Below are 26,863 nucleotides of genomic sequence, written 5' to 3' on the forward strand. Positions count from 1 at the left end.
GCAATGGCATCGCTTTCGGGCGTGGACGACTGCTGGAACCGCATCGGCATCCGCGGCGACAAAAGCTGCGCGCAGCTGGCCGAACACGTGCATTGCCGCAACTGTCCGGTGTATGCCGCGGCGGCCAAGCGCATCCTTGACCGTCTGCCGCCCGCCATGCAGGAAGACGAGGAAGCCGCGCCGCCGCAGCACGCGGCCAACCTGTCGTCGCTCCTGGTGTTCAGGCTGCATCGTGAATGGATAGGCCTGCCGACGCGATCGCTGGACGAGGTTGCCGGCACGCGAGGCATCATCAGCCTGCCGCACCGGCGTGATCCCGCCGTGCTTGGCATGACCAACGTGCGCGGCACGCTGACCGTCTGCGTATCGCTGACGCGCCTGTTGGGACTGGACGCCGCGGCGCCGCAGGCCCGCGAGCGGCCCGCCACCGCGCGCATGCTGATATTCGGCGGCGCGGGCCGTGCCGTGGTGCTGCCGGTGGACGAAGTGGAGGGCATGCACGAGGTGGACCTGGACGCGCTTGAGCCGCTGCCCTCGACGGTGCAGGGCGCCAGCCTGAAGTACTCGCGCGGCGTGGCGCGCTGCGGCGGCCGCGCGGTGGGCGTGCTGGATGAAACCCTGCTGATGCAGGCATTGGAACGGAGCCTCGCGTGAATCCCGATCAGATGCGCGATGCCTCGCTGCTCGAACTGTTCCAGATCGAGACCCGCACCCAGGTGCAGGTGCTCAACGACGGGCTGCTCGCCCTGGAGAAAAATCCCACGTCCGCGCCGCAGCTCGAGGCCTGCATGCGTGCCGCCCACTCGCTCAAGGGCGCCGCGCGCATCGTGGACCTGCATCCGGCCGTGCGTATCGCGCACGCCATGGAAGACTGCCTTGTGGCCGCCCAGGAGGGCCGTCTGCGTTTGCAGGCCGGCGACATCGACGCCTTGCTGCTGGGCACGGACTTGCTGCAGCGCGTGGCCACGCCTGGCGTGGAGCTGGATGCCGAGATCGGCGACCTGGTGGCGCGGCTGAGCAGCGCGCCCAATCTGCCCGCCACGCCGGCCGCGGTGGCACGTTCTTCCCGGCCGGCCGGCCATCTGCCGCCGATAGTTCTGACGGAAGACGCGCCCGTCCCGGCAGCCCCGGCGCCCGCAGACAAGCCCCAAGTGTTGGACGCGGCCGCCGCGGTCCCGCCCGCGCGCCGCAGTTCGGACCGCGGCGCGGGCGAGGGCGAGCGGGTGCTGCGAGTCACGGCCGATACGCTGAACAAGCTGCTGGGCTTATCCAGCGAAACGCTGGTCGAGTCGCAATGGGTAGGGCCTTTCAGCGCCGCCATGCTGCGGCTGCGGCGGCTGCAGGCGGGCGCGGCGCACGCGCTGGACGGGGTGCGCGCCGTGCTGGCCGAACAGCAGCTCGATGCGCGCGGCCAGGCGGCGCTGGACGATGCCCACCGCATCCTCGAACAATGCCAGCGGGAACTGACGCTGCGCGCCAGTGAAGTCGACGAGTTCGGCTGGCGCATGAATCACCTGACGCGGCGGCTGTACGACACCGCGCTCGCGTGCCGCATGCGGCCCTTTGGCGACGGCGTGGGCGGCATGGCGCGGATGGTGCGCGACCTGGGCCGCTCGCTGGGAAAGCAGGTCCGCCTGGAGATCGAGGGCGAAGACACGCAGGTGGACCGGGACATCCTGGAAAAACTGGATGCGCCGCTCATGCACCTGTTGCGCAACGCCGTGGACCACGGCATCGAGTCGCCTGCGCAGCGCGAACAGACGGGCAAACCGGCCGAGGGCTTGATCACACTGTCGGCGCGCCATTCGGCGGGCATGCTGCTGGTCGAACTGGCCGACGACGGCTCCGGCATATCGCTGGATCACCTGCGCGAGGAAGTGGTCGAACGCAAGCTGACCAACGCCGAGACCGCGGCACGCCTGAGCGAAGCCGAACTGCTGGAATTCCTGTTCCTCTCGGGCTTCAGCACGCGCGACGAGGTGACTGAAATCTCCGGGCGCGGCGTGGGGCTGGATGTGGTGCAGACGATGGTGCGCCAGTTGCGCGGCGCCGTGCGGGTCCACCAGCAGCAGGGCCGGGGCACGCGTTTCGTGCTGGAGATGCCGCTGTCGCTGTCGGTGGTGCGCAGCCTGCTGGTCCAGGTGCAGGACGAGATCTACGCATTTCCGCTGGCCTACGTCAGCCACGCGTTGCAGGTGGACGCCACCGACATTGAGCAACTGGAAGGCCAGCAGCACTTCCGATTCCAGGGGCGGCAGATCGGCCTGGTGTCGGCGCGGCAGATCCTGCGCGCCGGCGAGGCCGCCCCGGCCGCCGATACCTTGTCCGTGGTGGTGGTGGGCGATCATGACCGCCTCTACGGCATCGCCGTCGACCGGTACGTGGGCGAGCGCACGCTGGTCGTGCAGCCGCTGGACCCCCGGCTGGGCAAGGTGCAGGACGTCATGGCCGGCTCGCTGATGGACGACGGCACGCCGCTCCTGATTCTGGACGTCGAGGACATGCTGGTTTCCGTCCAGAAGCTTATCGAGGGCGGGCGCCTGTCGCGGGTCGACAGCGGGTCGGGCGCGGCGGCCGCGCGCCGCCGCAAGCGCGTGCTGGTGGTGGACGATTCGTTGACGGTTCGCGAGCTTGAGCGCAAGCTGCTGCTGAACCGCGGGTTCGATGTGGCAGTCGCCGTGGACGGCATGGATGGCTGGAACATGTTGCGCAACGAGGACTTCGACCTGATCGTGACCGATGTCGACATGCCGCGGATGGACGGCATCGAACTGGTGACGCGCATCAAGGCCGACCCCAGGCTGCAGGCGCTGCCCGTCATGGTGGTGTCTTACAAGGACCGGGAAGAGGACCGGCAGCGCGGGCTGGACGCCGGCGCTGACTATTACCTGGCCAAGGGCAGCTTTCACGATGATGCGCTGCTCGACGCCGTGGAAGACCTCATTGGGAAGGCTCGGACGTGAGAATCGGGATCGTCAACGATATGCCGCTTGCCGTCGAAGTCCTGCGGCGCGTCATCGCGCTGGAACCGGGGCTGGAGATTGCCTGGACGGCGTCCGACGGCCTGGAGGCCGTGCAGCAATGCGCGCGCGACCGTCCCGATGTCGTGCTGATGGACCTCATCATGCCCGTCATGGACGGCGTCGAGGCCACGCGCCGCATCATGGCGGAAACGCCGTGCGCCATCGTCGTGGTGACCTCCGACGTGGCGGGCCACACCTCGCGCGTGTTCGATGCCATGGGGCACGGCGCACTGGATGCCGTGGACACGCCCATGGTGGGCGCGACGGACATGCGCACGGCGGCGGCGCCGCTGTTGCGCAAGATCCGCAACATCGGCTGGCTGATCGGCCGCTACGGCAACCGGCCGGCGCTCAGCCCGGTCAGCAAGCCCGCCGCGTCCGCCGGCGCGCGGCGCCTGCTTGCCATCGGCGCTTCGGCCGGCGGCCCGGCCACGCTGGCGCAGCTGCTGCGCGATCTTCCCCTGGATTTTCCGGCCGGCATCGTGCTGGTGCAGCATGTGGACGCCTCGTTCGCGGCCGGCATGGCCGACTGGCTCAATGACCAGGTGCCGCTGCCGGTCAGGCTGGCGCGCGAAGGCGAATCGCCGCTGCCAGGCCAGGTGCTGCTCGCGGGCACGGATGATCATCTGGCGCTTTGCGAGGATGGTACCCTGCGGTACACCGACTGCCCCCGGGAAAGCCTGTATCGGCCTTCCATCGATGTTTTCTTCCATAGCGTGGCGCAGCACTGGCGCGGCATTGCGGTCGGCGTGCTGCTGACCGGCATGGGCCAGGACGGGGCGCGCGGCCTGAAGGCGCTGCGCGAACGCGGATGCCTCACCATCGCGCAGGACCAGGCCACCAGCGCAGTCTATGGCATGCCGAAAGCGGCTGCCGCCATGAAGGCCGCGGTCGAGATTCGGCCGCTCGATCAAATTGCGTCTCGCGTCATCCGGGCGTTTGCCTGAGGCGCGGCACAACGTAGGACATCAAGGACCCACTATGCTGCCATCCCCTGAAGACACGGTTTCCGCGGATCTCAATTCGCACGGGGCGATGGTGTTGCTCGTCGATGACCAGGTCATGGTGGGAGAAGCCATCCGGCGTGCGCTGGTGCCCGAAGCCAACATCGATTTTCACTATTGCTCGGATCCCTACAAGGCGCTGAGCGTGGCGATCCAGACGCGGCCCACGGTCATCCTGCAGGATCTGGTGCTGCCCGGCGTGGACGGCCTTTCCCTGGTGCGTGAATACCGCGGCCATCCCGTGACGCGCGACATCCCGATCATCGTCCTGTCCACCAAGGAAGATCCCGCCATCAAGAGCGCGGCCTTCGCGGCGGGGGCCAACGACTACCTGGTGAAACTGCCGGATTCGATCGAGCTGATTGCGCGCATCCGCTACCACTCGCGTTCCTACATGGCGCTGGTGCAGCGCGACGAAGCCTATCAGGCATTGCGCCAGAGCCAGCAGCAACTGCTGGAAAGCAACATGGAACTGCGCCGGCTCACCAATTCGGACGGCCTGACCGGGCTGGGCAACCGGCGCTATTTCGATGAGTACCTGAATGCCGAGTGGCAGCGCGCGGGCCGGGACAGCCGAGAGATCAGCATGCTGATGATCGACGTGGATCACTTCAAGTCCTACAACGACACCTACGGCCACATTGCGGGCGACGAAGCCCTCAAGCGCGTCGCCAACACGATCTTCGCCAGTTGCGACCGGTCCACCGACCTGGCGGCGCGTTTTGGCGGCGAGGAATTTGCGCTGGTGCTGCCGGGCACGCCCGGCGGCAGCGCGCGACTGGCCGCCGAAAAGCTGCGCCGCGCAGTGGAGGCCATGCAGATTCCCCAACGCGACGCGGGCTTCGGGCCGTGGCTGACGGTGAGCATCGGCCTGGCGACCGCCGTGCCGCTGGATGGGCAACCGTGCACGGAGCTGATCCAGGCGGCCGACCGGGGCCTGTATGAAGCAAAGCGGCAGGGCCGCAACCGGGTGGTGCCGGGACAGATCTGAGGCGTCTGGCCGCCGCCGACCTGCGAGAACCTACCCGCCCGTCTTCCCGTCCTTCCGGTGCGAGCGGAACAGAAGATGCGTTGACGCCAGGTGGAAGCGCACCGCGATCTGCGCGCATTCGGGGTCGCGCGCGCGGATCGCGGCGATGATCTGGCGGTGGTGTTCCACGCTGCGCAGCATGTCTTCGCGGCCGTAGAAATAGAACGAGCCGATGATGATCGGCATGTCCAGCAGGTTCTCGACCAGGGAGCGCACGCGTGCGGACTGCGCGGCCTCGAGCAGGGCGTGGTGGAACAGGTTGTTGTAGTGCTGGACCTGGGCGACGTGGTCGGGCGCGCCGGAGTTGACCGCGTCGAGCATGCACTGGTTTATGCGTTCCAGCTCGTCGATCTGTTCGGACGTGGCGCGCTCGGCGGCGGTCTTGGCGGCGTAGGGTTCGAGCAGCATGCGAAGCTCGAAGGCTTCGTCGATGTCGCGGTCCTGCCAGCCCAGCACGACCGCGCCGCGCCGGCCTTCGCGGGTGACCAAGCCGTCCGCGATCAGGCGTTCGATCGCGTTGCGCACGGGCGTGCGGCTGACCGAGAGCTGGGTGGCGATGTGTTCCTCGCGCAGCGGCTCGCCGGGCAGGAACGATCCGGCCATCAGGCGGCGGCGCAACTCGCCGTAGACGTAATCACTGGCGCTCGACATGAGGAGGCTGGCTCTTCCCGGTTTTCAAAGCTGCGACTATACCAACGGCGGACGCTATACCTTCACCCCGTGCTCGGCCAGACGCGCCAGAAAGCGCGGCCAGACCTCGGGGTTGAGCAGGCGAGCGGGCTTGCGTCCGGCCAGCATGTCGATGATCTGCGTGGCCGAACCCTGCGCCACCTTGCGGCGGCCTTCGTGCGTGACGCCGCCCGTGTGAAAGGCGGCGGCCACGTCGTGGCGATGCAAAAGGCCGCTGCCAGGCGGGGGCGGCTCCACCTGCCAGACGTCCAGGCCCGCGCCGGCAAGATGGCCGGACTCAAGCGCGGCAAGCAGCGCGTCCTCGTCATGAATGCCGCCGCGCGCGGTGGAGACGAACAGCGCGCCGCGTTTCATCCGGCGCAGCGTGGCCGCGCCGAACATCCCGCGCGTAACGGCGTTCAGCGGGCAGTGCAGGCTGACGATGTCGGCCTGTTCCAGCAGCGCATCGAAGCCGACAGGCGCGGCGCCGCGTTCGGCGATCTGCGCGTCGGCCAACAGCGGATCGTAGGCAATGACCTTCAACCCGAATCCCGCGGCGATACGGGCGACGCGACGCCCGATCTCGCCGATGCCGACGATGCCGATCACGCGGCCTTCGATCTCGCGGCCCATCAGCGCCTCGCGGCTGACGGCGGTGCCCGCCCTGAGCGTGGCTTCCGACTCGCCCAACCGCTTGACCAGCGACAACAGCAAGGCGAAGGTCATCTCGGCCACCGACGCGGCGTTGGCGCCGGCCTGGTTCACCACGGCCACGCCCGCGCGGGTGCAGGCGGCCACGTCGACCGTGTCGTAACCGGCGCCGCCGGACGATACGCACAGCAGCTGGGGGCACTGGGCCAAGAGGTCGGCGGACACCTGCCACCGCGCGGGGACTTCGTCCTTGGCCGCGCTGACGTGGTAGGCGTGGGCGCCGGCCAAGCCGGCCGCGGTCACCGCGTCGCCTTGCGCCGGCAGCACGCGCAGGTCCAGCGTGGCGTCCCGCGCGATCGCCTCGTCAAACGCGGGATCGATCCACAGATCCAGGCGCACGACGCGCAGATCGGGCCTGCTGACTGCCGCATCGCGCATGGCTAGACTCCCGTGCAACCCAGCGAGCGCAGGCGGGCGTCGATCCACGACGTGTCCAGCGTGCCGGCGGCGATATCGGCCAGCATCTTGGTTTCCACGTCGTGCTTTGCGGCTGCCGCCTGATAGATGGCTTCGGCCTGTTCGTACGGCACCGCGAGCAGCCCGTCGTCGTCACCCAGGATCAGGTCGCCCGGCGCGATGGTCATGCCGTCCAGCGCGACGACGCAGTTGATCTCGCCCGGGCCGTCCTTGTACGGCCCGCGGTGGGTGACGCCCGCCGCATAGACGGGGAAGGCGCTGCGGCGGATGGTGCCGCAGTCGCGGATGGCGCCATTGATGATGATGCCCGCGATGCCGCGCGACTCGGCATAGGTGGTCATGATCTCGCCGATGATCGCGTTGGTCAGGTCGCCGCCGGCATCGACCACGATGACGTCGCCCGGCTGCGCGAGGCTGAGCGCCTTGTGCACCAGCAGGTTGTCGCCGGGACGTGTGCGCACCGTGAGGGCCGGCCCGGCCAGGGGCGTGCCGTCGTGCATGGGCCGCAGGCGAGCGCCGCCGGCCGTCATACGCGACATGCAGTCGCTGACGTTGGCCACCGGCACCTGACGGAATTTCTCGACGAGTTCCTTGCTGACCGCGCGTTGGCGGGCGTGGATTTCAAAACCTGTCATCTCTGCTCCTGATCGCTGGATGGATATGTGTGGGGCTTACTGCTTGGGAATGCCGGCTTCTTGCACGACCTTGCCGAAGGCGTCGTGATCGGCGCGATGGCGGCGCGCCAGGTCCTCGGGCGAGCCCTTCAGGACGCTGTAGCCGGCCTCTTCAAGCTTCTTGATCAATTCGGGGTTGGATTGCACCTTCTGCAATTCGGTGTTCAGCGCGGCGACGACATCGTCGGGCGTCTTGCCAGGCGCCATCAGGCCCCACCAGATCGATTGGTTGATGGTCGGAAAGCCGCTTTCCGGGAACGTGGGCACGTCCGGCAGGGCGGGCGAGCGCTCATTGGCGACCACGCCCAGCGCGCGCACCTTGCCGCCGCGGATCTGCGGCAGCAGCGACGCCACCGAGCCGACGTACATGTCGATCCGGCCGCTGGCCAGATCGGGGAAGGCCTGGCTCCAGCCACGGTAGGGCACGTGCATCAGTTCCATCTTGGCCGCCTTGCGCCACAGATAACCGGTCAGGTCACCGGTGCCGCCGATGCCGGGGATCCCCAGCGAAACCAGGTTGGGCTTGGCCTGGGCGGCCTTCACGACGTCGCCGAGCGACTTGAAGGGCGAGTCGGGCAGCACGACGAAGACGCTGGGCGAGGAGGCCACGGGGCCTACCGGCTTGAAGTCCTTGAAGGTGTCGTAGCTGAGCTTGCTGTAGAGCCACGGGTTCAGCACGATGTTGTCGGTCTGCGCCATGACGAGCGTGTGGCCGTCCGGGCGGGCGCGGGCCGTGGCGTCCAGCGCCAGGTTGCCACCGGCGCCGGGCTTGTTCTCGACCACGATGTTCCAGCCGGCGTCCTGGCTGATCGCGCTGCCGATCATGCGCGTCAGCGTGTCGGTGCCGCCGCCGGGCGGGAACGGCGAGATCAGGGTGATCGGCGCCGAGCCCAGGTCGGCGGCCTGTGCCGCGGCGCAGCCCAGCACCAGGGATGCGGCCAGCAGTTTCTTGAACAGTTTCATTGTCTTCCTCACTAAGTGTTATTGCGGATTCGGTCCGCGCTCTGGGGCGCGGTGGGGTGTCAGGACTGGCGGGCCAGCGTGGTCAGCCAGGCAAGGCGCGCCTGGACCGTGTCGGCGGCCGGGGCCTCGCCGTTCGCGCGCGCGGCCTCGATGCCGCGGGCGGACCGGGCAAAGAGCGCTTCCACACCATTGAGCGCCAGCGGCTCCAGACCTGCTTCGTGCAACTGGTCGCGCGCTTCGCGCACCTCGGCCAGACGGCGCGGCGCATGCAGCACGTGCGAGCGCACGAACGAATCCATGAACGCCGTCAGCGGCGTGCGGTCGATGTCGGCCAGCACTTCGTACAGCGAATTGCGCAGGCCCATGCGTTCGGCCGCCACCAGGCATTCGACCGCCAGGCTTTCCATGCCCTTGGTCATGATGCTGCGCAGGAGCTTCAGGCGCACCGCATCGCCAGGCTTTCCTTCGATGATCCGGACCGTCGCGCCCGCGCTTTCGCCCAGCGCCGTCACAACCGCCGCGCCATCGCCGGCGCACAGCAGCGGCGTCTTCTCGGCCAGCAGGGCGATGGCGCCCATGATGGCGACGTCCATGAAGGGAATGCCGTGTGCGGCAGCCGCGGCGGCGGCCTTCTGCATGTCGGGGGCGCTGGCGGTGGTGAAGTCGGCGTAAACCGCATCGGCGCGCATATGCGGTAGCGCCTTGGCCGCGACCTCGGCGGCGTTGTAGCCGTACACGGCGGAAACCACGACGTCCGCCTCGGCCAGCCAGGGGCCAGGTTCGGTGCGCAGGGCGGCGCCGGCTTCCCGGGCGCGCGCTGCCATTTCTTCGTCCGCGCGCAGTTCGCAGATGCCGACGATGCGGTGACCTGCGGCGGTCCAGGCGCGGGTGTAGCAGTGCCCGACTTCGCCGCATCCAATCAGTGCGATTTTCATCTTAAAAACACATAAAAAAAACAATGTGTGTTTATAGATCGCCAATTTCTTGGGGAATAGAAGGTGTTTACCCTAGGTTTTTGTCATTGCGGGTACATTAAAAAAACATTCGCTCCAGCGGGTCACAACCTGCAACCCCTGGCTCGCGCCCCGGCGTTATTGTCTGAAAGATGCGTGACGCGCCTGCCCGCTTGGCTGGAACACCAGAAAGAGGCACACCATGACGTACTCGAGCTACCACAAGAAGGACATCTTCGGCCGTCCCCTGCATGCCGAAACCCAGATGATGTCCTATGGCTACGATCCCTATCTGTCCGAGGGGGCGGTCAAGCCGCCGGTGTTTCTGACGTCCACGTTTGCGTTCCGCACGGCCGAAGACGGCGCGGCGTTCTTTGATTTGGTGTCGGGCCGCAAGCCCTTGCCGCAGGGCGAGACGGCGGGGCTGGTGTACAGCCGGTTCAATCATCCGAACCTGGAGATCGTGGAGGACCGGCTGTCGCTGCTGGACGGCTCGCAGGACGCGGCGGTCACGTCCAGCGGCATGTCCGCGATCAGCGCGGTGTTGATGGCTTTTTTGCGGCCGGGCGACCAGTTGGTGCAGTCCGTGCCGCTTTATGGCGGCACCGAGACGCTGATCGGCAAGATCTTTCCGGAGTGGGGCATTGGCTCGCATCCCGTCGCGGACGGGTTGTCGCCGCGCAGCATGCGCACGGCGCTGGACGCGGCGGCCGAGAAAGGCCCGGTCAAGCTCTTTTATGTCGAGACGCCCGCCAATCCGACCAACGCGCTGTTCGATTTCGAGGCAATGAAGAACGAGCTGGATGCGTTCGAGACGCGGCATGGTTACCGGCCGATCTCGGTATGCGACAACACGCTGCTGGGACCCATCTTTCAGAAGCCGGCGGAACACGGGGTGGACCTGTCGGTGTACTCGCTGACCAAGTACGTCGGCGGCCACAGCGATCTGGTGGCGGGGGCGGTCACCGGCAGCAAGGCGCTCATCAAGAAGGTGCGCGCCATCCGCAGCGCCTTCGGCTCGCAACTGGACCCGCATTCATGCTGGATGATCACGCGGTCGATGGAAACGGTGGTGCTTCGCATGAAGCAGGCGGCGCGCACGGCGACGCGTGTCGCGCAGTGGCTGGCGGAAAACCCGTACGAAAAGGTGCAGGTGTTCCACCCTGAACTCATTGCGGACCGCGCCTATCAAGAGGTCTACAAGCGCCAGTGCACCGGACCGGGTTCGACCTTCGCCTTCGTGCTGGAAGGTGGCCGCGAGCGCGCGTTCCGCTTCATCAATGCGCTGCATCTGTTCCGCTCGGCCGTCAGCCTGGGCGGCACGGAAACGCTGGTGTGCCACCCGGCATCGACGACGCATTCCGGCGTGCCCGCCGAGGAACGCGATGCGGCGGGGGTGTCCGAAGGGCTGATCCGGGTGTCGATTGGCCTGGAACACGAGGAAGACCTGATCGCGGACCTGGATCACGCGTTCCGCAACGGCTGAGCGGCGCGGGCCGGGCGGTGTGCTGACGTTGCGGCCGGGCGGGCGCGCCTTCAGCCGGGTTGTGTTGTCCGCCGGGTGCGGTTCAGCAGCACGAACGCGGCCGTGCCCAGCAGCATGATCGTGGCAGTGGCGATCACCGCGGCGTAGCCGGTTTCGAAGGCGCTTCGGGCCAGCGACGTCAGCGTGGCCGCCAGGTCGGCAGGCAGGGTTTCGGCCACGACGAGCGCTTCGTCCAGGCTGTCGCGCGCCGCACCGGTGGCCGTCACGCCTGCCGGCACGGAAAGCGATTGCGCGTAGACGCCCGACAGGATGGACCCCATCAAGGTCACGCCCAGCGCGCCGCCCAGCTCGTACGAGACTTCCTCGATGGACGCGGCCATGCCGGCGCGCTCGGGGGTGGCGCTTTGCATGATGGTGCTGGAGGCGGCTGTCATGGTGGCGCCAATGCCCAGGCCCAGCACGCACAGGCTGATCAGTTGCGGCATCACGGCTCCATCGTACGTCAGCAGATAGCCGCCCATGCCCAGGCCCGACACCAGCAGCGCCAGGAACAGCAGGCGCCGGCTGCCGATGCGCCCCAGCAGCAGGCCGGCCAGCGGCCCGGCCACGAACGCGGCCAGCGGCAGCGGCAGGATGAAGAGCGCGGACTGGATCGGAGACATGCCCAGCACCAGTTGCAGCCGCTGGCTGAACACCAGTTCCATGCCCAATAGCGCCGCTGCGGCAAACAGCGCGGCCGCCACGGCAGAGCTGAAGGACGCATTGCGGAAGATCGAGAAGTCGATCAGCGGGTAGGGACGCCGCCGCTGCCGCCGCACGAAGATGGCGAGCATGGTGGCGCCTGCCGCGCAGGCCAGCGCGGCTTGCAGCCAGGAAGGCGACGCGCGGCCCAGCTCCTTGAGCGCGTAGGCGCACAGGACCATGCCTGCCATCACTTGCAGCGAGCCGGCCAGATCCCAGGGGCGCGACGCGTCAGGCCGGCTGGCCGGAATGAAGCGCCATGCCAGCGGCAGCGCCAGCAGCACGATGGGCACGTTGATGAGAAACACGGAACCCCACCAGAAATGCTCCAGCAGCAGGCCACCCACGACGGGCCCCAGCGCCGCGCCGCCCGAGGCGACCGACGCCCAGACGCCGATCGCGACGGCGCGCTCGCGCTCGTCGGCAAACGCAAGACGAAGGATGGACAGGGTGGCGGGCATCATCATCGCCGCGCCCACGCCCAGCAACGCGCGCGCGGCAATCAGGACGATTGCGCCGGGCGAGTAGGCGGCAGCCAGGGATGCCGCGCCGAACACGGCCAGCCCCATCATGAACAGGCGCTTGTGCCCCAGCCGGTCGCCCAGCGTGCCCATGCCCAGCAGCAGGCCGGACACGACAAGCGCGTAGACGTTCACGATCCACAGCTTGGCAGAGGCCGTGACGCCCAGTTCGTGGGTGAGCCGGGGCAGGGCGGTGTACAGGACCGTCATGTCCACGACGATCAGCAGCAAGGCGCTGGACACGATGGCCAGCACGAGCCAGCGGCCGGGGGCGGCCGCGGCGACAGCGTTCGAATGAGTCCGCTGCATGGTTCTACTCCTTATTGAAAACCATGATCCCGGCGCGGCGGGCGCGCTCGGGATCACGGATCGCATTATCCATCTAGATATTGGCCATAAAAAGTTGGATTCCATCTATAAAATAGATGATTAATCAGGAGCACCCCATGCAGTGGACGTTGGATCAATTACGGCAATTCGTGGCGGCGGCGGAAGCGGGTTCGTTTTCGGCGGCGGGGCGGCGCATCGGGCGCGCGCAGTCGGCCGTCAGCACGGCGGTGGGGCTGCTGGAGGCGGATCTTGGGGTGGAACTGTTTGACCGGTCGCGCCGCAACGCGGTGCTGACGCCGGCCGGCGAGGTGATGCTGCTGGAGGCCAAGGAACTGCTGCGCCAGGCCGGCGGGTTGTCGCAGCGGGCGCTGGCGTTCGCCGGCGGACAGGAGGCGCGACTGTCCATTGCGCTGGATGAAGCCTTGCCTTATCTGGTGCTGGGCGCGCTGGTGGTGGAACTGGCCGAGCGGTTTCCGGCGCTGGAGCTGACGCAACTGAACGGCACCGCGACCGAGGTCGCCGACTACGTGCGCCAGGGCCGGGCAAGCATCGCGTTCCACTTCGACCGGGGCGATCCCGGCAGCGACTTCGCGCACCAATCCCTGGGCAACGTGGCGCAGGGGATTTTCGTGGCGTCCGGCCATCCGCTGGCGGGCTTGCCGCAGGTGTCGCGCGAGGATCTGGCGCGTCACCGCCAGCTGGTCATGCAGATGGAAGGCGTGGAGGACATGGTGCTGAGCCCGACAGTCTGGCGCACCGACAGCTTCTACAGCATTGCGGGGATGGTGGCCGACGGGCTGGGCTTTGCGATCCTGCCCCTGAACATTGCGGAGTACGAGAGTTTTCGCACGACGCTCAGGCCGCTGCCCTGCGCGGAACTGGCGTTGCCCATGCTGTCGGTGCGCACACTATGGATGCAGGGGGCGGTGCTCAACGAGACGGAGCGCTGGCTGCAGCAGCGCATGGAACAATTGCTGCGCGCGGGATAGCGGGACGGAAAGGGCGTCAGCTCAGCAGCGCGGCGACGAGGTCGCTGCCGGCCTGCTTGTCCCCGGTGAAGTCCAGCGCGGTCAACACATGCTCCAGGTGTTCGTCCATCAGGGCGCAGGCCCGCTCGGCGTCGCCCGCGCGCGCCGCCTCGATGAAGGCGTGATGCTCGCGCGACGAGCAATTTGCGTCGTGCGAGGTCTGATACAGCACGGTGATCACCGCGCTGCGCGCCGACAGTTCGCGCAGCATGCCGGTCAGCACGGAATTGCCGACGGCTTCGGCGAGCAGGATGTGGAAATGGCTGAGCAGGCGGTTGCGCGTCTGCACGTCGCCGCTGTCGAGCGCGCGGCGTTCCTCGGCCAGGTGGTCGTCGATGCGCTTGTAATCGTCAGGTCCGGCGCGCGCCACGAATTCCCGGGCCAGCGCGGCCTCCAGGATGCGGCGCACCGCATAGACCTCGCGCGCCTCGTTCGCATCCGGCTTGCTGACGAAGGCGCCCTTGTCCGGCACGATGTTGATGAGCTTGTCCTTGGACAGCATCAGAAGCGCCGCGCGGATCTTGGTGCGGCTGACCTTGTAGACCCGGGCCAGGGCCTCTTCGCGCAACCGGGTGCCGGGCGGAAGCTTGTGCGCCACGATGGCGGCGGACACTTCCCTTGCGATGTCGTCGGCGCTGGGGTCTGGCTGGGCGTCCTGGATCATGAGGCTCGGCAGGGGCTGCCGGTGTGGAAAATCATCGGGCAGCCAGTCTAACAAAAGGCAGGCGCGGCGGTGGACATTTCTTGCATGCAAAATCTGTCCGCACGCCGCGCCGGCTGCCGGGCCCAAATGGGCGCCAACCCCGGCGCCCGGTCAGGCCACTGTTATTTGGCCATCAGCCCCAAATGCTCGATCAGGTCCTTTTCCTTGACGAAGGTCGCCTGCGCCCACGCCTTGTAGTCCTCGCTGCTGCGATAGGCCGGCTCCTGATTGAGCTGCTTCATGACGTCCATGCTGGCCTGATCGAAGAGGGCCTTCTTGAACGCGTCATGCAGGATCTTCACGACCGCCGGGTCCATGCCCTTGGGACCGGCCAGACCGTAGGGGGAAGTGGACACGACCTTGTAGCCCAGCTCCTGCGCGGTGGGCACGTCGGGCCAGCGGGTCGTGCGCTTGTCGCCAAAGGTGACCAGCAGGCGCATCTTGCCGGAATCGACGAACTGGTCCCAGCCCGTGGCGTCGCTCTGCGCCATGACGTGGCCGCCCAGCAGCGCCTGCTGCATGTCGGCGTTGCCCTTGAACGGCACATGGTTCAGCTTGACGTTCGCGTTGATGGCGATCTCTTCGATGATCAGATGCGGCGACGAGCCGATGCCGGTCGAGCCGTAGTCGATCTTGCCGGGCGCCTTGCGCGCGGCCTCGATGTACTCGTTGAACGTCTTGTAGGGCGAGTCCGAGCGGACGGTGAAGCCGAACGTATAGCCCGACAGCCCCAGGATGAAAGTGAAGTCGTTGATCGGATCCCAGCTGCTTTTCTGCATGTAAGGCATGCGCAGCATTGCCAGCGTGTACAGAGCGATGGTGTAGCCGTCCGGCTTGGCCGTCTTGGCCATGGTGGCGGTGCCCAGCGTGCCGCCCGCCCCGGGGCGGTTCTCCACGATGACGGGCTGGCCCAGATACTTCGAGGCATCCTGCGCCACGATGCGCAGATGCCGGTCGGTCGAGCCGCCGGCCGGGAAGGGCACGATCAGCGTGATGGGTTTGGTGGGAAAGTCGGTCTGCGCACTGGCGGAAAAAGGCAAGGCGGCGCTTGCCAGGGTGAGAGTAAGGGCGGCGAGGCAAGCGCGTCGCAGGGGCAGTCGGGCCATGGGTGTTGTCTCCTGGTGGGTGTTGTTATGGGATGCCAGTCAATCGCGCACGTCGACTTTGACAGGCAGCCGGGACAGCGCCTCGCGCAGGCTGGCGATCAGCGGCGCGGGCGCACCGGCGCCGGCTTCTACGGCGACATCCGGTTGCGCATCGGCCAGCACGCGAAAGACGGGATCGTCTTGGGCGCGGCCAGCCGCTTGCAGGGTGCGCGCCACCTCGGTCTCGACCGACACGGCGGTCGCCAGGCGGCGCAAATCGGGTTTGTAGATCTTGCCCACGTTGGTCATGGGCATGCTGTCCAGAATCACCACGCGCTTGGGCCGTGCCGGCCCTTCGTCCACGTGCGCGGCGGCGTAGGCCACCAGTTCGGCTTCGGTCGCCTCTCGGCCTTCGGCCAGCGTGACGAACGCGATCGGCAATTCCCCCGCGTAGGCGTCGGGGGCGCCGACCGCCGCGCACAATTGCACGGCCGGATGCGTGGCCAGGGCGTCTTCGATGGTCTTGGGATCGATGTTGTGGCCGCCGCGGATGATCAGGTCCTTGGCGCGCCCTTGCAGATGCAGGCGGCCCTCGGCATCCATGAAGCCGACGTCGCCGCTGATCAGCCAGCCGTCCTCGGTGAAGGCGTGCGCGGTGTCCGCGGGATCCAGAAAGCCCGGGATGACGTTGGGCGCCTTGATGAGCACCATGCCCGGCGTGCCGGCGGGCAGGTCGCGCGCGGGCTGGCCCGCGGGCATGTCCAGCCCCACGATGCGCACCTGTACGTAGGGCAGCGGAAACCCCACGCAATTGACCGGAAATTCACAGCCCGGCGGCGAGATCGACGTGATGCCGGCCATCTCGGTCATGCCCAGGCTTTCGCTGACATGCAGGCCAAACAGGCGCTTGAAGCGCGCGGCCAGCTCGGCGGGCAGGGGCGCCGCGCCCGTGCGGCAGTAGCGCAGGGACGAGATGTCGGCGCCGTCCAGCGGCACCTCGGCCAGCGCGGCCAGGATGGTCGGCACGCCTTGCAGCGAGGTGGCGCGGTGCTTTTCGACCAGACGCCAGTAGTTGCGCAGCACATCGCGGTTGCGCAGCAGCAGGGTGGTCGGGATGACGGTTTCGACGCCAGCCGACAACGCTGCCAGCGACGCCGGCAGCACCCCCGCCACGTGAAAGAGCGGATAGCCGTTGATGACCACGTCGCCCGGCCCCGCGTTTTGCAGCTGCACGGCCGCCCACGCGGAGAACACCTGGTTGGCGTGCGTGTGGATGGCCAGCTTGGGCGCGCCCGTGGTGCCGCCGGTGTGGAAGTAGGCAGCCACATCGCGGGCACGGATGACGCGTTCGCTGACCAGGCGGTCGGCGGGCTGGGCCGCGCGCGCCGCGTTGAAATCGCGCGCGAAGTCCGGCAGCGCGGGGCGGTCGGCTTCGGCCTCGTGCCACGGCGCCACGCGCAGCAGCGTTTTCAGGGTCGGCACGCGTTCCATCAGGCGCAGCGCCTTGGACCACGAGCCGCATTCCACGTCGGACCCATAGGCGATCAGCGCCTTGGCGCCCGCCGTGGTCATCAAGGATGCCAGCTTGTCGTCGGTCAGAAGGGGATTGAGCGGCTGCACGATGCCCGCCGCCTCGCCGCCCCACAGCGCCAGGTGGTATTCCAGGCAGCCGGGCAGCAGCACGCCCACGGCGTCGCCTTCGCGGATGCCCAGGCTATGCAACAGGTTGGCGGTCTGGTGGATGCCGGCCAGCAGTTCACGGTAGGTCCAGCTGATGGCATCGTCTGCCGGGTCGGCGCTGCGCAGGAAGGTCAGCGCCCGCCTGTCGCCGAATGCAGCCGCGGAGTTGCAGAAGATCTCGTAGGTGCTTTGTACCGTGAGCGTGTCCGCCAGCGGCCGCGCCTGCAGCCGCTGGACGTCCTGCGCCGTGCGTACCGGAAACGGCGCGGCAAAGGGCGCGGCAATGGGGCGGGCGCGGGTCAAGGAAGGGGAGTCGATCATGGCCGTGCCTGCGCGCTCATGCTTGCCCCAGCGCGATGTAGCGCCGCAGGTGGTGGTCTTCGTCGCCCAGCTGGTGGTCGATCATGACCAGGCGCTTGGCGTAGTGCGCCAGAGGCAGTTCCCACGTCATGCCGATGCCGCCATGCAACTGGATGCATTCCTCGGCCACCAGCGTGCCGATGCGGCCGATCGTGACCTTGGCCGCGGACAGCGTGCGTTCGCGCGTGGCGCGATCCGGATGGTCCACAGCTGCCGCCGCGTTGATGACGGCCGAGCGAGCCTGCTCGATTTCCAGCAGCACGTCGGCCATGCGGTGCTGCAAGGCCTGGAAGCTGCCGAGCGGCGCGCCAAATTGGCGGCGCGTGCGCAGGTATTCCAGCGTGGCGTCGCGCGCGCAGTCCATGGCGCCCACGGCTTCCGCGCACAGCGCCAGGATGCCGCGGCCGACGGCGCGTTCCAGCAGCGCGTGACCGGCGTGCGCCTCGCCCAGCAGGGCGTCGGGGGCGAGCTTGACGTTGTCCAGCACCAGTTCCGCGGCGCGGCCGCCATCGATCAGTCCGTAGCCCCGCAGCGCCAGGCCCGGCGTGCCTCGGGTCACCAGGAACAGGCCGATGCCCGATTCGTCGTCGACATTGCCCGCCGTGCGCGCCGATACCAGGAACAGGTCGGCATGTTCGCCCGCGTAGACGACGGCCTTGGCGCCGTTCAGCACCCAGCCGTCGGGGCTGGGTTCGGCGCGCGTGGCCACCTGATTCAGGTCGTAGCCCGACGCCGGTTCGGCATGGGCGAGTGCCGCGGTCAGGCTGCCGGCGATCAGGCCGTCCAGGGCTTCGCGCTGCACCGGCGAGCCCGCCGCGGCGATGGCGCTGCCGACCATCACGGCGTCCAGGAAGGGCTCGACCACCAGGCCCCGTCCCAGGGCTTCGAAGACGACGGAGATATCGAAGCCCGCGCCGCCCAGGCCGCCATCGGCCTCGGTGAACAGTGCGCCGATGGCGCCCAGCTCGGCGTAGCGGCGCCAGAACTCGGGGCTGTAGCCCTCGCGCGATTCGGCGTGGCGCATGCGCGTGGTGAAGTCGTATTGCTCGGCGACAAAGCGGCGCAGCATGTCCGAGAGCATGCGCCGGTCTTCGGTGTGTTCGAAATTCATGGCCAGCCCTTACAGTCCCAGGATCATCTTGGAGATGATGTTCTTCTGGATTTCATTGGAGCCGCCGAAGATCGACAGCTTGCGGTTGTTGAAGTACTGCGCCGCGGCGCTGTTTGCGCCGTCCGGACCGATGGCGGGCGCGTCGTAACCGTCGTGCAACGCCTCGGGCACGAAGGGGCGCGCGTACGGGCCCATGGCGCGACGGTTCAAGGCGCTGATCTCTTGGCGGATCTGCGTGCCGCGGATCTTCAGCATCGAGCTCTCCGCGCCGGGCGCGCCGCCGCCAGCCACCGCCGCGACCACGCGCAGGTTGGTCGTGCGCATGTTGGCCAGCTCGATCTCCACGCGCGCCAGGCGCGCGGCAAAATCCGGGTCTTCGGCCAGCGGGCGGCCGTGCCGTTTCTGGCGCGCGGCCACGGCCTTCAGGCGTTCCAGCGCGGCCGTGGACTGGCCGACGCCCGCGATGTTGGTGCGTTCATAGGTCAGCAGGTACTTGGCGCAGGTCCAGCCGCGGTTTTCCTCGCCGACCAGGTTTTCGGCAGGCACGCGCACGTCCGAGAAGAACACCTCGTTGACCTCGTGCTCGCCGTCCAGCGTGATGATCGGGCGCACTTCGATGCCCGGGCTGTTCATGTCGATCAAGAGGAAACTGATGCCTTCCTGGCGCCGGCCTTCCTGCGAGGTGCGCACCAGGCAGAAGATCATGTTGGCGTACTGGCCCAACGTGGTCCACGTCTTCTGGCCGTTGACGACATAGCTGTCGCCGTCGCGCACGGCCGTGGTCTTGAGCGACGCCAGGTCCGAACCGGCGCCGGGTTCCGAGTAGCCCTGGCACCACCAGTCCGACCCGTCCAAAATGCGGGGCAGCCAGTAACGGCGCTGCGCCTCGGTGCCGTACTTGATCAGCACGGGTCCCAGCATGCTCAGGCCGAAGGGCACGATGCGCGGCGCATTGGCCAGCGCGCATTCGTTATCGAAGATGTACTTCTGCGACGCGCTCCAGCCCGTGCCGCCGTATTCCACGGGCCAATGCGTGGCCAGCCAGCCTTGTTCGTTCAGGATGGCATGCCACTCGGTCATGTCATCGCGTGTCAGCAGCTTGCCTTCGCTGACCTTGTCCGACAGCCGCCGCGGCAGCTTCGCGTCCAGGAAGGCGCGCACCTCGTCGCGGAAGGCAATTTCTTCGGGGGTGAATTCCAGATCCATGCGGGTCTCTCAGTAGATTTCAAACAGGCCGGCCGCGCCCATGCCGCCGCCGATGCACATCGTGACGACGGCGTAGCGGGCGCCGCGGCGGCGGCCTTCGATCAGGACATGGCCAGCCAGCCGCGCGCCCGTGACGCCGAAGGGATGGCCCAGGGCGATGGAGCCGCCGTCCACATTCAGGCGATCCATGGGGATGCCGAGCTTTTCCTGGCAATACAGCGCCTGCGATGCGAATGCCTCATTCAGTTCCCACAGGTCGATGTCCTGCACCTTCAGGCCGTGGCGGGCGAGCAGCTTGGGCACCGCGTACACCGGGCCGATGCCCATTTCGTCGGGCTCGCAGCCGGCGATGGCCAGGCCGCGGAACGCGCCCAGCGGCCGGATGCCGGCGCGCTGGGCTTCGGCGGCTTCCATCAGCACGCAGGCCGCTGCGCCGTCCGACAGCTGCGACGCATTGCCCGCCGTGACGAACTGGCCCTCGCCCCGGACAGGGGCCAGGCCGGCCAGCGCCTCGTAGGTGGTGCCGGGGCGGTTGCAGGTGTCCTTGTCCACCGTCACTTCGCGCTCGGTGACGGCGCCCGTCGCGCGGTCCGTGACGGACATGGTGGTCGTGACCGGAACGATCTCCTCGCGATAGCGGCCGGCGGCCTGCGCGGCCTCGGTGCGCGCCTGGCTTTGCGCGGCAAAGCGGTCCTGCGCCTCGCGGCTGATGCCGTAACGCGCGGCCACGATGTCGGCGGTCTCGATCATGGGCAGATACAGCTCGGGCTTGTTGGCCACGATCCACGGGTCCATGCCGCTGACGCCATCGTCGCGCGTGCGGATCTGCGATACCAGCTCCACGCCGCCGGCGATCACGGCGGGCGCACCATCCATCACGATGCGGCTCGCGGCCGAGGCGATCGCCTGCAGGCCGGACGCGCAATAGCGGTTGATCGTGGCGCCGCCGACGCTGACAGGCAGCTCGGCACGGATGACGGCCTGCCTGCCGATGTTGCGCCCGGTCGCGCCTTCCGGATAGCCGCAGCCGATGAACGCGTCTTCGATCAGGGCGGGGTCGATGCCGGCGCGGTCCACGGCGGCGCGCACGGCGTGCGCGGCCAGCGTGGGCCCGGCGATCAGGTTGAATTCGCCGCGCCCCGCCTTGGTGATGGGGGTGCGGGCAGTGGAGACGATGACGGCTTCGCGCATTGGGGTTCCTAAAAGGTGTTTGGATCAGGCGGCGTTCAGGCTGCCAAAGGTGCGGCCGGATTCGGCCAGCTGCACGAGCAGCGGCGATGGCTTCCAGAACGCGGGGTCTTCGGCCGCGTAGCCGCGGATGTCGGCCAGGATGTTGGCCAGGCCCACGCTGTCGGCGTAGTGCATCGGGCCGCCGCGATGGCGCGGAAAGCCGTAGCCGGACAAGAACACCACGTCGATGTCGGACGGACGCAGCGCGATGCCCTGATGCAGCACGTTGGCGGCTTCATTGACCATGGCGGCCAGATAGCGCCGCAACATATCTTCCTGCGTGAATGGGCGGGGCGTGACGCCGGCGCGGCGGCGTTCCTCGTCGATGATGACCAGCACCTCGGGGTCGGGCGTGCCCTGGCGGGCTCCGTCGGGATACAGATAGAACCCGCGGCCGGTCTTCTGCCCGAACCAGCCGCGCTCGCAGAGGCGGTCGGGAATCTGCACATAGCGCAGCGCGGGATCGCGCGTGGCGGCGCGGCGCTTGCGGGTGGCCCAGCCGATGTCGCCGCCCGCCAGGTCGGCCATCTGGTAGGGACCCATCGGATAGCCGAACGCGCGCACGGCGGCGTCGATGTCGTACGGCGAGGCGCCATCCTCCATCATCATGTCGGCCGCCTGCCGGTGCACGGCCAGGATGCGGTTGCCGATGAAGCCGTCGCAGACGCCCGCGCGCACGGGAATCTTGCGCAACCGGCGCGCCAGCTCGAAGCCGGTGGCAACGGTATCCGGCGCGGTATGACGGCCGACCACCACTTCCAGCAGCTTCATGATGTTGGCGGGCGAAAAGAAGTGCAGCCCCAGCACGTCGGCGGGCCCGCGCGTCGCTTCGGCGATCCGGTCCACGTCCAGATAAGAGGTATTGGTGGCCAGCACCGCGCCGGGCTTGGCCACGCGGTCCAGCTGCGCAAAGACCGCCTGCTTGACGGCCATGTCCTCGAACACGGCTTCGATGATGAGATCGGCCTCGCCGAGCGCGTCGTAATCCGTGGCGCCGGTAAAGCGCGCCAGGCGGGCCGCGCGTTCGTCAGCGGTGATGCGGCCTTTCTTGACCAGCAGGTCGTACACCTGTTCGACGCGGGTGCGGCCGCGCGCCAGGGCCGCATCATCCTGTTCGACCATCACCACCGGCAGACCGGCATCCAGCACCGCCACGGCGATGCCCGCGCCCATCGTGCCGCCGCCCACGATGCCCACGCGTTCCAGACGGCGGGAACGGGCTTCCTTGAGCTCGGGAATCTTGGCGCTGTCGCGCTCGGCGAAGAACGCGTGGATGAGCGCGGCGCGTTGCGGGCTGTCCAGGCATTGCAGGAACAGGGCGCGTTCGGTGCGCAGGCCCTCGTCGAAGGGCAGGTCGATCGCGGCGCGCACGGCTTGCACGATCTTGGCGGGGGAATACAGGCCACGGGTGGTGTCGGCCACGCGTTCGGCCGCCGCGTCCACCGCCGCGCGTTGCGCAGTCTGGTCCGCCAGCGCATGACCCGCGTCGCGCGTGCGGCGCGGGCCTGCGTTCAGCGCCAGCAGCTGGCGCGTGTAGGCCAGGCCGGCGTCCAATGGATCGTCCTCGGCGGCCAGGGCGTCGACCAGCCCCGCTGCCAGGGCTGCGTCGGCGGACAGAGGCTTGCCGCTCAGCATCAGGTCCAGCGCCGCGGCGGCGCCCATCAAACGGGGCGCGCGTTGCGTGCCGCCCGCGCCGGGCAAAAGGCCCAGGTTCACTTCGGGCAGGCCCAGCTTGGCGCTGGCCAGCGCCACCCGGTAGTGCGCCGCCAGCGCAATCTCAAGCCCGCCACCCAGCGCCGCGCCATGCAAGGCGGCGATGACCGGCTTGGCGCTGGCTTCGATCTGGTTGCACAGGTCCGGCAGCAGGGGCGGTTGCGGCGGCTTGCCGAATTCGCGGATGTCGGCGCCCGCGATGAAATTCTTGCCGGCGCCAATGAGCAGGATCGCGCGCACCCGCGTGTCCGTCTGCGCCTGCGCGATGGCCTCGGACAACGTGCGGCGCACGGTGGCGCTCAGGGCGTTGACGGGAGGATGGTCGATGACGACGACCATAATGTCTTCATGGCGGCGCGTCTGGGCCGCGCCGGTGCTTGCGCTGTCTGTCATGGACAGTGTCTCCTTAATCGCTTCCTGCTCGCGCGCCGCGCCGGCATGCCGGAGCGCCGACGGCTGCGCGAGTGGAGCCTGGGGCGGGCCAGGCGTGGCCCGTCTGTTATGGCTTTATTCTTTCCCAGCAAAGATGTCTTGACAATGGCATCGATAATTGACACTCCGGATAAGAAAATTTGACAATGCACGGCAAGGAGCGCCGTCATGGACACCAAATCCCTCACCCTGCTGGTCGAAATCCTGGACGCGGGCAATCTCAGCGAAGCCGCGCGCCGCCTGAAAATGACGCGGGCCAACGTCAGCTATCACCTGAGCCAGCTCGAGCGATCGGTGGGCATGCAGCTCGTGCGGCGCACGACCCGGCGCGTGGAGCCCACCGAGATTGGCCTGAAGCTGTACAAGCACGGCCGCAGCATTCAGGACGAACTGGCGGCCGCGCGCGAGTCGATCGAAACGCTGGGCAAGACGCCGCAGGGAAAGGTGCGCCTGAGTGTGCCCAGCGGGTACGGGCAGTTCGTAATGACGCCCTGGCTGCTTGAATTCAAGAAGACATACCCCGACATCGTGCTGGACGTGCTGTTCGAGAACAGCGTCGAAGACCTGCTGCGCGACGAGGTCGACATCGCCGTGCGCATCATGTCCGACCCGCCGCAGCACCTGGTCGCGCGGGAACTGGGTCAGGTGCGCTACGTGGCCTGCGCGTCCCCCGACTATGCGGCAAGCCGCGGCCTGCCGCAGCGGCCGGAAGACCTGGCCGGCACGCCCGTCATCAGCGCCGCCGTGATCGGGCGGCCGCTGCGCCTGTCGGCCTACTACGGCGGCCAGCCCCGCCAGCATGTTGTGTTGGAACCCACCGTCATTTCCCGCAACTACGCTTTCCTGCGCGACGCCATCCGCGCGGGGTTGGGCGTGGGCGTGGTGCCGGACTACGTGGTGCATGAAGACATCGTGCGCGGCGAACTGTTACCGGCGCTGACGGACTGGCGGTTGAGCATTTTCGGGCGCGGCATGTATATGCTGTACATGCCCAACCGCCATCATCCGCGCGCGCTGGCAATGATGATCGAATTCATCCTCGAACGCGCGCAGCGGAGGCATGACGGCGAGCCCGGTCTGCTGGCGGTAAGCCCTGGTTGAACCGCGCGGGCACGAGACTTGCTGAAGGCCTTCGCAAATTGGATGTGAGGGGAATGATGGACAGCGCGACGCCAGTGGACACCTCGACGCCGAGGCAGGGCCCGGAGCCGGTGACGGCCCCGCCGGCCGACGATAAACCCGAACCGCCAGAAGAAAAGGTCACGGCCCAGGACGCTGGCCTTATCAAGCCGCCCGCGCCGACGCCGCTCGTGCGCGTCAGCGGCTTTTGCCTCGTGACGCTGACGGTGCTGGCGGTGCTGTTCGGCCTGAAGGCTGCGCAAGAATTCATCGTGCCGGTGGTGATGGCGATCGTGGTCGCCTACACCCTGGACCCCGTGGTGGCAATGCTTGAAAGGTACCGCGTGCCCCGGTCGCTGGGCACGGTGGTCGTCATGGGCGCCATCGCGGTCGGAATTGGCTGTGTGATCTATTTCACGCAGGACCAGGTCACCGGCATCATCAATGCGCTGCCCGAGATATCGAGCAAGCTGTCCCGTACGCTGGGCGGCCTGTTGAGCGGGGACGGGTCGTTTCTTGAAAAATTGCGCAACGCAGCAAGCATCCTGCAGGAATCCGGCGCGCCCAAGGCAGGCGGGCGGGTCGTCGTCGCGAAACCGGATGCGGGCCTGAGCGACATCTTGTTGTGGGGCTCGAAAGGCCTGGCGACCTTCGTGGGGCAGGCGACCATGTGCGTGTTCCTGGTCTTTTTCCTGCTGCTGTCGGGCAACGCGTTCAAGCGCAAGTTCGTGAAGATGGCGGGCAACACGCTGTCGCAGAAGAAGATCAGCGTGCACATGCTGGACCAGATCAACAACTCCATCCACATGTACATGGCGATGATGCTGGTGACCAACGTGGCGCTGGGTCTGCTGTCGTGGGTGGCGTTCCGCTGGCTTGGGCTGGAAAACGCCGCGACGTGGGCGGTGGTGGCCGGTGCGCTGCACATCATTCCGTACTTCGGTCCGCTGATGACGGCGGTCGGCACGGGCATTGCCGGCCTGATCCAGTTCGGAGAACTTGGCCCGGCGCTGGCGATCTCGATGAGTTCGGTTGCGATCGCGCTCTTGATCGGCGTGCTCGTCACCACCTGGATGTCGGGGCGGATCGCCCGCATGAACGCCGTCGCCGTGTTCATCGTGCTGCTTCTCTTCACGTGGCTGTGGGGCATCTGGGGCACGCTGCTGTCGCTGCCCATTGCGTTCATCGCAAAGGTGGTTTCCGACCACATCGAAGGGCTGGAGGCATTGTCCGAGTTCCTGAGCGAGTAGGCCTTGCGGGCAGGCCCGGCCGCAATGGCCGGGCGGCGTGCGATTGGTATGCTTGCACCTCGAATCACCGGATTCTCCATGACCGACACTTTCCGTTCCGACCGGCTCTCCGGCGTGCGCGCCGCGCCATCCCTGGATGCGCGGCGCACGCAATTGCGCCGCATGAAGATCGCGGCGCTGGCGCTGCTGGCGGCCATGGTCAGCGGCTTCATCACCAGCCATGTCATGGGCGGGCAGGGCGCGTGGGCATGGGTGCGTGCCTTTTGCGAGGCCGCCACCGTGGGCGCGCTGGCCGACTGGTTCGCCGTGGTGGCGCTGTTCCGGAGGCCCATGGGCCTGCCCATTCCGCACACCGCCATCATCCCCAGCAACAAGGACCGTATCGGCGACAGCCTGGCGGTGTTCGTGCGCGATCACTTCCTGGACCCCGATACCCTGATCGAGAAGCTGCGCGTCTTTGACCCCGCCGCGCGGCTCAGCCGCTGGCTGGCGCGGCCCGCCCAGGCCCGCGCCCTCAGTGACGGCGCGCGCCGGGTGGCGTTGCAGACACTGGACCTGCTGGACGACCGCGCCGTGCGGGGCGTCATCCAGGAGTTCGTGGTCAGCAATCTGCGCCGCTGGGACGCGGCCGCCACGGCGGGCGAGGTCCTCGGCCTCTTGACCCGCGACGGGCGGCACCAGGAATTGCTGGACGCCGCGCTGGAACGCCTGGGCGGCTATCTGGCCGAGGAAGACGTCAAGGAACGGGCGTCGACGCTGCTCGTGAAGTTCGCCCGCAAGGAATGGCCGCGCATCATCGCCGCCGTCGACGTGGTCAAGTCCGTCGACAACATCGCCGACAACCTGGCCGACCGCCTGGCGCGCGCGCTGGTCGAAGAGCTGCGCGATGTGCTGTCCCAGCCCGATCATCCGGTGCGCCGGGACTACGAGGCCTGGGTGATGAACTACATCGAACGCCTGAAGACGGATCCCGCCCTGGCCGGCCAGGTCGAAGCGCTGAAGCAGCGGGCCATCGACCATCCCAAGGTCCAGGAGTATGTCCAGGGTCTGTGGGACGACATCCATGCGGCGCTGCGGCGCGACCTGGCGGACGAACACTCCGCGCTGGCCGCGCACCTGGAAAGCGCGCTGCTGGCGCTGGCCCGCAAGCTGGGCGAAGACCCGCGGCTACGCGAGGCCATCAACAACCACATCCTGGGCGGCGCGCGGCGGCTGACCGGCCGGCTGCGCGTGGGCGTCACCGAGCACATTTCACGCACCGTCAAGAATTGGGACGAGCGCCATCTGGTCGATGAACTTGAGCTCAGCGTGGGGCGCGACCTGCAATACATCCGCTTTAACGGCACGCTGGTCGGGGGGCTGATCGGCGTGCTGCTGCACGCGGTGATCCTGCTGGTGAACGGATAAACGGCGCGGTGTCCTAC

At 67.8% G+C, this 26,863-nt stretch carries 22 protein-coding genes; 9 read left to right on the forward strand and 13 right to left on the reverse strand.

The window, feature by feature from the left end; translation table 11 throughout:
* The first annotated feature begins 3 nt into the window (after positions 1-3).
* Genes ASD87_RS05420 through ASD87_RS05435 form a run of 4 tightly spaced genes read left to right on the forward strand, consistent with a single transcriptional unit; the run spans position 4 to position 5,018 of the window.
* On the forward strand, positions 4-654 hold the full coding sequence (locus ASD87_RS05420) for a chemotaxis protein CheW (RefSeq protein ID WP_056318125.1): 651 nt from the start codon (positions 4-6) through the stop codon (positions 652-654).
* On the forward strand, positions 651-2,963 hold the full coding sequence (locus ASD87_RS05425; protein WP_056318129.1) for a hybrid sensor histidine kinase/response regulator: 2,313 nt from the start codon (positions 651-653) through the stop codon (positions 2,961-2,963). The genes ASD87_RS05420 and ASD87_RS05425 overlap by 4 nt, the downstream gene beginning before the upstream one ends.
* Positions 2,960-3,970 carry a chemotaxis response regulator protein-glutamate methylesterase gene (locus tag ASD87_RS05430; protein WP_056318132.1) on the forward strand — a complete coding sequence of 337 codons (1,011 nt, stop codon included), beginning with the start codon at positions 2,960-2,962 and terminating at the stop codon, positions 3,968-3,970. Before ASD87_RS05425 ends, ASD87_RS05430 begins: the two co-directional genes overlap by 4 nt.
* A gap of 34 nt (positions 3,971-4,004) precedes the next feature.
* Complete coding sequence (locus ASD87_RS05435; protein ID WP_056318137.1) at positions 4,005-5,018, forward strand: PleD family two-component system response regulator; 1,014 nt, start codon at positions 4,005-4,007, stop codon at positions 5,016-5,018.
* Positions 5,019-5,048: 30 nt separating this feature from the next.
* On the opposite strand, the gene ASD87_RS05440 is transcribed toward ASD87_RS05435, so the two are convergent.
* The 5 genes from ASD87_RS05440 to ASD87_RS05460 are packed head-to-tail and all read right to left on the reverse strand — an operon-like array spanning position 5,049 to position 9,426.
* The gene (locus tag ASD87_RS05440) at positions 5,049-5,708 is read right to left on the reverse strand and encodes a GntR family transcriptional regulator (protein ID WP_056318140.1); all 660 of its coding nucleotides are present in this window, start codon (positions 5,706-5,708) and stop codon (positions 5,049-5,051) included.
* Between the two features lie 54 nt (positions 5,709-5,762).
* A complete protein-coding gene (locus ASD87_RS05445; RefSeq protein WP_056318145.1) occupies positions 5,763-6,815 on the reverse strand; it encodes an NAD(P)-dependent oxidoreductase in 1,053 nt (350 codons plus the stop codon).
* Between the two features lie 2 nt (positions 6,816-6,817).
* A complete protein-coding gene (locus tag ASD87_RS05450) occupies positions 6,818-7,489 on the reverse strand; it encodes an RraA family protein (RefSeq protein WP_056318150.1) in 672 nt (223 codons plus the stop codon).
* A gap of 36 nt (positions 7,490-7,525) precedes the next feature.
* Positions 7,526-8,491, reverse strand: coding sequence for a tripartite tricarboxylate transporter substrate binding protein (locus ASD87_RS05455; RefSeq protein ID WP_056318153.1), 966 nt, complete (start codon positions 8,489-8,491; stop codon positions 7,526-7,528).
* Between the two features lie 59 nt (positions 8,492-8,550).
* Positions 8,551-9,426 carry an NAD(P)-dependent oxidoreductase gene (locus ASD87_RS05460; RefSeq protein WP_056318155.1) on the reverse strand — a complete coding sequence of 292 codons (876 nt, stop codon included), beginning with the start codon at positions 9,424-9,426 and terminating at the stop codon, positions 8,551-8,553.
* Between the two features lie 220 nt (positions 9,427-9,646).
* Between ASD87_RS05460 and ASD87_RS05465 the strand changes: the two genes are divergently transcribed.
* Positions 9,647-10,930, forward strand: coding sequence for a cystathionine gamma-synthase family protein (locus ASD87_RS05465; protein WP_056318157.1), 1,284 nt, complete (start codon positions 9,647-9,649; stop codon positions 10,928-10,930).
* A 50-nt stretch (positions 10,931-10,980) separates the two neighbouring features.
* Here ASD87_RS05465 and ASD87_RS05470 read toward each other — a convergent pair whose 3' ends face one another.
* Entirely contained in the window at positions 10,981-12,501 is a 1,521-nt protein-coding gene (locus ASD87_RS05470) for an MFS transporter (RefSeq protein ID WP_056318160.1), read from the reverse strand.
* 137 nt (positions 12,502-12,638) lie between these two features.
* On the opposite strand from ASD87_RS05470, the gene ASD87_RS05475 reads away from it, so the two are divergent.
* Positions 12,639-13,511 carry a LysR family transcriptional regulator gene (locus tag ASD87_RS05475; RefSeq protein WP_056318163.1) on the forward strand — a complete coding sequence of 291 codons (873 nt, stop codon included), beginning with the start codon at positions 12,639-12,641 and terminating at the stop codon, positions 13,509-13,511.
* A gap of 16 nt (positions 13,512-13,527) precedes the next feature.
* On the opposite strand, the gene ASD87_RS05480 is transcribed toward ASD87_RS05475, so the two are convergent.
* The 7 genes from ASD87_RS05480 to ASD87_RS05510 all read right to left on the reverse strand — a co-directional run bounded on the left by ASD87_RS05480 (position 13,528) and on the right by ASD87_RS05510 (position 23,031).
* Positions 13,528-14,214 carry a GntR family transcriptional regulator gene (locus ASD87_RS05480; protein WP_056318165.1) on the reverse strand — a complete coding sequence of 229 codons (687 nt, stop codon included), beginning with the start codon at positions 14,212-14,214 and terminating at the stop codon, positions 13,528-13,530.
* Between the two features lie 161 nt (positions 14,215-14,375).
* Complete coding sequence (locus ASD87_RS05485) at positions 14,376-15,359, reverse strand: tripartite tricarboxylate transporter substrate binding protein (RefSeq protein WP_056318169.1); 984 nt, start codon at positions 15,357-15,359, stop codon at positions 14,376-14,378.
* 39 nt (positions 15,360-15,398) lie between these two features.
* Positions 15,399-17,339, reverse strand: a complete 1,941-nt coding sequence (locus tag ASD87_RS05490) for an acyl-CoA synthetase (RefSeq protein WP_056318172.1) — start codon at positions 17,337-17,339, stop codon at positions 15,399-15,401.
* A 16-nt stretch (positions 17,340-17,355) separates the two neighbouring features.
* Positions 17,356-18,489, reverse strand: a complete 1,134-nt coding sequence (locus ASD87_RS05495; RefSeq protein WP_056318175.1) for an acyl-CoA dehydrogenase family protein — start codon at positions 18,487-18,489, stop codon at positions 17,356-17,358.
* A gap of 9 nt (positions 18,490-18,498) precedes the next feature.
* Positions 18,499-19,695 (reverse strand): acyl-CoA dehydrogenase family protein, encoded by a 1,197-nt coding sequence (locus tag ASD87_RS05500; protein ID WP_056318178.1) that lies wholly within the window; start codon positions 19,693-19,695, stop codon positions 18,499-18,501.
* A 9-nt stretch (positions 19,696-19,704) separates the two neighbouring features.
* Positions 19,705-20,886: an acetyl-CoA C-acyltransferase gene (locus ASD87_RS05505; RefSeq protein WP_056318180.1), complete on the reverse strand. Its 1,182-nt coding sequence runs from the start codon at positions 20,884-20,886 to the stop codon at positions 19,705-19,707.
* A gap of 24 nt (positions 20,887-20,910) precedes the next feature.
* Positions 20,911-23,031, reverse strand: coding sequence for a 3-hydroxyacyl-CoA dehydrogenase NAD-binding domain-containing protein (locus ASD87_RS05510; protein ID WP_056318183.1), 2,121 nt, complete (start codon positions 23,029-23,031; stop codon positions 20,911-20,913).
* A 207-nt stretch (positions 23,032-23,238) separates the two neighbouring features.
* Between ASD87_RS05510 and ASD87_RS05515 the strand changes: the two genes are divergently transcribed.
* The 3 genes from ASD87_RS05515 to ASD87_RS05525 all read left to right on the forward strand — a co-directional run bounded on the left by ASD87_RS05515 (position 23,239) and on the right by ASD87_RS05525 (position 26,846).
* Positions 23,239-24,171 carry a LysR family transcriptional regulator gene (locus ASD87_RS05515; RefSeq protein WP_056318184.1) on the forward strand — a complete coding sequence of 311 codons (933 nt, stop codon included), beginning with the start codon at positions 23,239-23,241 and terminating at the stop codon, positions 24,169-24,171.
* A gap of 53 nt (positions 24,172-24,224) precedes the next feature.
* A complete protein-coding gene (locus ASD87_RS05520) occupies positions 24,225-25,439 on the forward strand; it encodes an AI-2E family transporter (protein ID WP_056318187.1) in 1,215 nt (404 codons plus the stop codon).
* Between the two features lie 78 nt (positions 25,440-25,517).
* Positions 25,518-26,846: a DUF445 domain-containing protein gene (locus tag ASD87_RS05525; protein WP_056318190.1), complete on the forward strand. Its 1,329-nt coding sequence runs from the start codon at positions 25,518-25,520 to the stop codon at positions 26,844-26,846.
* Positions 26,847-26,863 lie beyond the last annotated feature (17 nt).

It is taken from the genome of Achromobacter sp. Root170 (genome assembly GCF_001428165.1).
GTDB lineage: Bacteria > Pseudomonadota > Gammaproteobacteria > Burkholderiales > Burkholderiaceae_B > Achromobacter > Achromobacter mucicolens.

Excerpts from the sequence above, each read along its gene's own strand:
- ASD87_RS05420 (WP_056318125.1), top strand. The coding sequence starts at position 4 with ATGGCATCGCTTTCGGGCGTGGACGACTGCTGGAACCGCATCGGCATC.
- ASD87_RS05435 (WP_056318137.1), top strand. The coding sequence starts at position 4,005 with ATGCTGCCATCCCCTGAAGACACGGTTTCCGCGGATCTCAATTCGCAC.
- ASD87_RS05440 (WP_056318140.1), bottom strand. The coding sequence starts at position 5,708 with ATGTCGAGCGCCAGTGATTACGTCTACGGCGAGTTGCGCCGCCGCCTG.
- ASD87_RS05445 (WP_056318145.1), bottom strand. The coding sequence starts at position 6,815 with ATGCGCGATGCGGCAGTCAGCAGGCCCGATCTGCGCGTCGTGCGCCTG.
- ASD87_RS05450 (WP_056318150.1), bottom strand. The coding sequence starts at position 7,489 with ATGACAGGTTTTGAAATCCACGCCCGCCAACGCGCGGTCAGCAAGGAA.
- ASD87_RS05455 (WP_056318153.1), bottom strand. The coding sequence starts at position 8,491 with ATGAAACTGTTCAAGAAACTGCTGGCCGCATCCCTGGTGCTGGGCTGC.
- ASD87_RS05460 (WP_056318155.1), bottom strand. The coding sequence starts at position 9,426 with ATGAAAATCGCACTGATTGGATGCGGCGAAGTCGGGCACTGCTACACC.
- ASD87_RS05465 (WP_056318157.1), top strand. The coding sequence starts at position 9,647 with ATGACGTACTCGAGCTACCACAAGAAGGACATCTTCGGCCGTCCCCTG.
- ASD87_RS05470 (WP_056318160.1), bottom strand. The coding sequence starts at position 12,501 with ATGCAGCGGACTCATTCGAACGCTGTCGCCGCGGCCGCCCCCGGCCGC.
- ASD87_RS05475 (WP_056318163.1), top strand. The coding sequence starts at position 12,639 with ATGCAGTGGACGTTGGATCAATTACGGCAATTCGTGGCGGCGGCGGAA.
- ASD87_RS05480 (WP_056318165.1), bottom strand. The coding sequence starts at position 14,214 with ATGATCCAGGACGCCCAGCCAGACCCCAGCGCCGACGACATCGCAAGG.
- ASD87_RS05485 (WP_056318169.1), bottom strand. The coding sequence starts at position 15,359 with ATGGCCCGACTGCCCCTGCGACGCGCTTGCCTCGCCGCCCTTACTCTC.
- ASD87_RS05490 (WP_056318172.1), bottom strand. The coding sequence starts at position 17,339 with ATGATCGACTCCCCTTCCTTGACCCGCGCCCGCCCCATTGCCGCGCCC.
- ASD87_RS05495 (WP_056318175.1), bottom strand. The coding sequence starts at position 18,489 with ATGAATTTCGAACACACCGAAGACCGGCGCATGCTCTCGGACATGCTG.
- ASD87_RS05500 (WP_056318178.1), bottom strand. The coding sequence starts at position 19,695 with ATGGATCTGGAATTCACCCCCGAAGAAATTGCCTTCCGCGACGAGGTG.
- ASD87_RS05505 (WP_056318180.1), bottom strand. The coding sequence starts at position 20,886 with ATGCGCGAAGCCGTCATCGTCTCCACTGCCCGCACCCCCATCACCAAG.
- ASD87_RS05510 (WP_056318183.1), bottom strand. The coding sequence starts at position 23,031 with ATGACAGACAGCGCAAGCACCGGCGCGGCCCAGACGCGCCGCCATGAA.
- ASD87_RS05515 (WP_056318184.1), top strand. The coding sequence starts at position 23,239 with ATGGACACCAAATCCCTCACCCTGCTGGTCGAAATCCTGGACGCGGGC.
- ASD87_RS05520 (WP_056318187.1), top strand. The coding sequence starts at position 24,225 with ATGATGGACAGCGCGACGCCAGTGGACACCTCGACGCCGAGGCAGGGC.
- ASD87_RS05525 (WP_056318190.1), top strand. The coding sequence starts at position 25,518 with ATGACCGACACTTTCCGTTCCGACCGGCTCTCCGGCGTGCGCGCCGCG.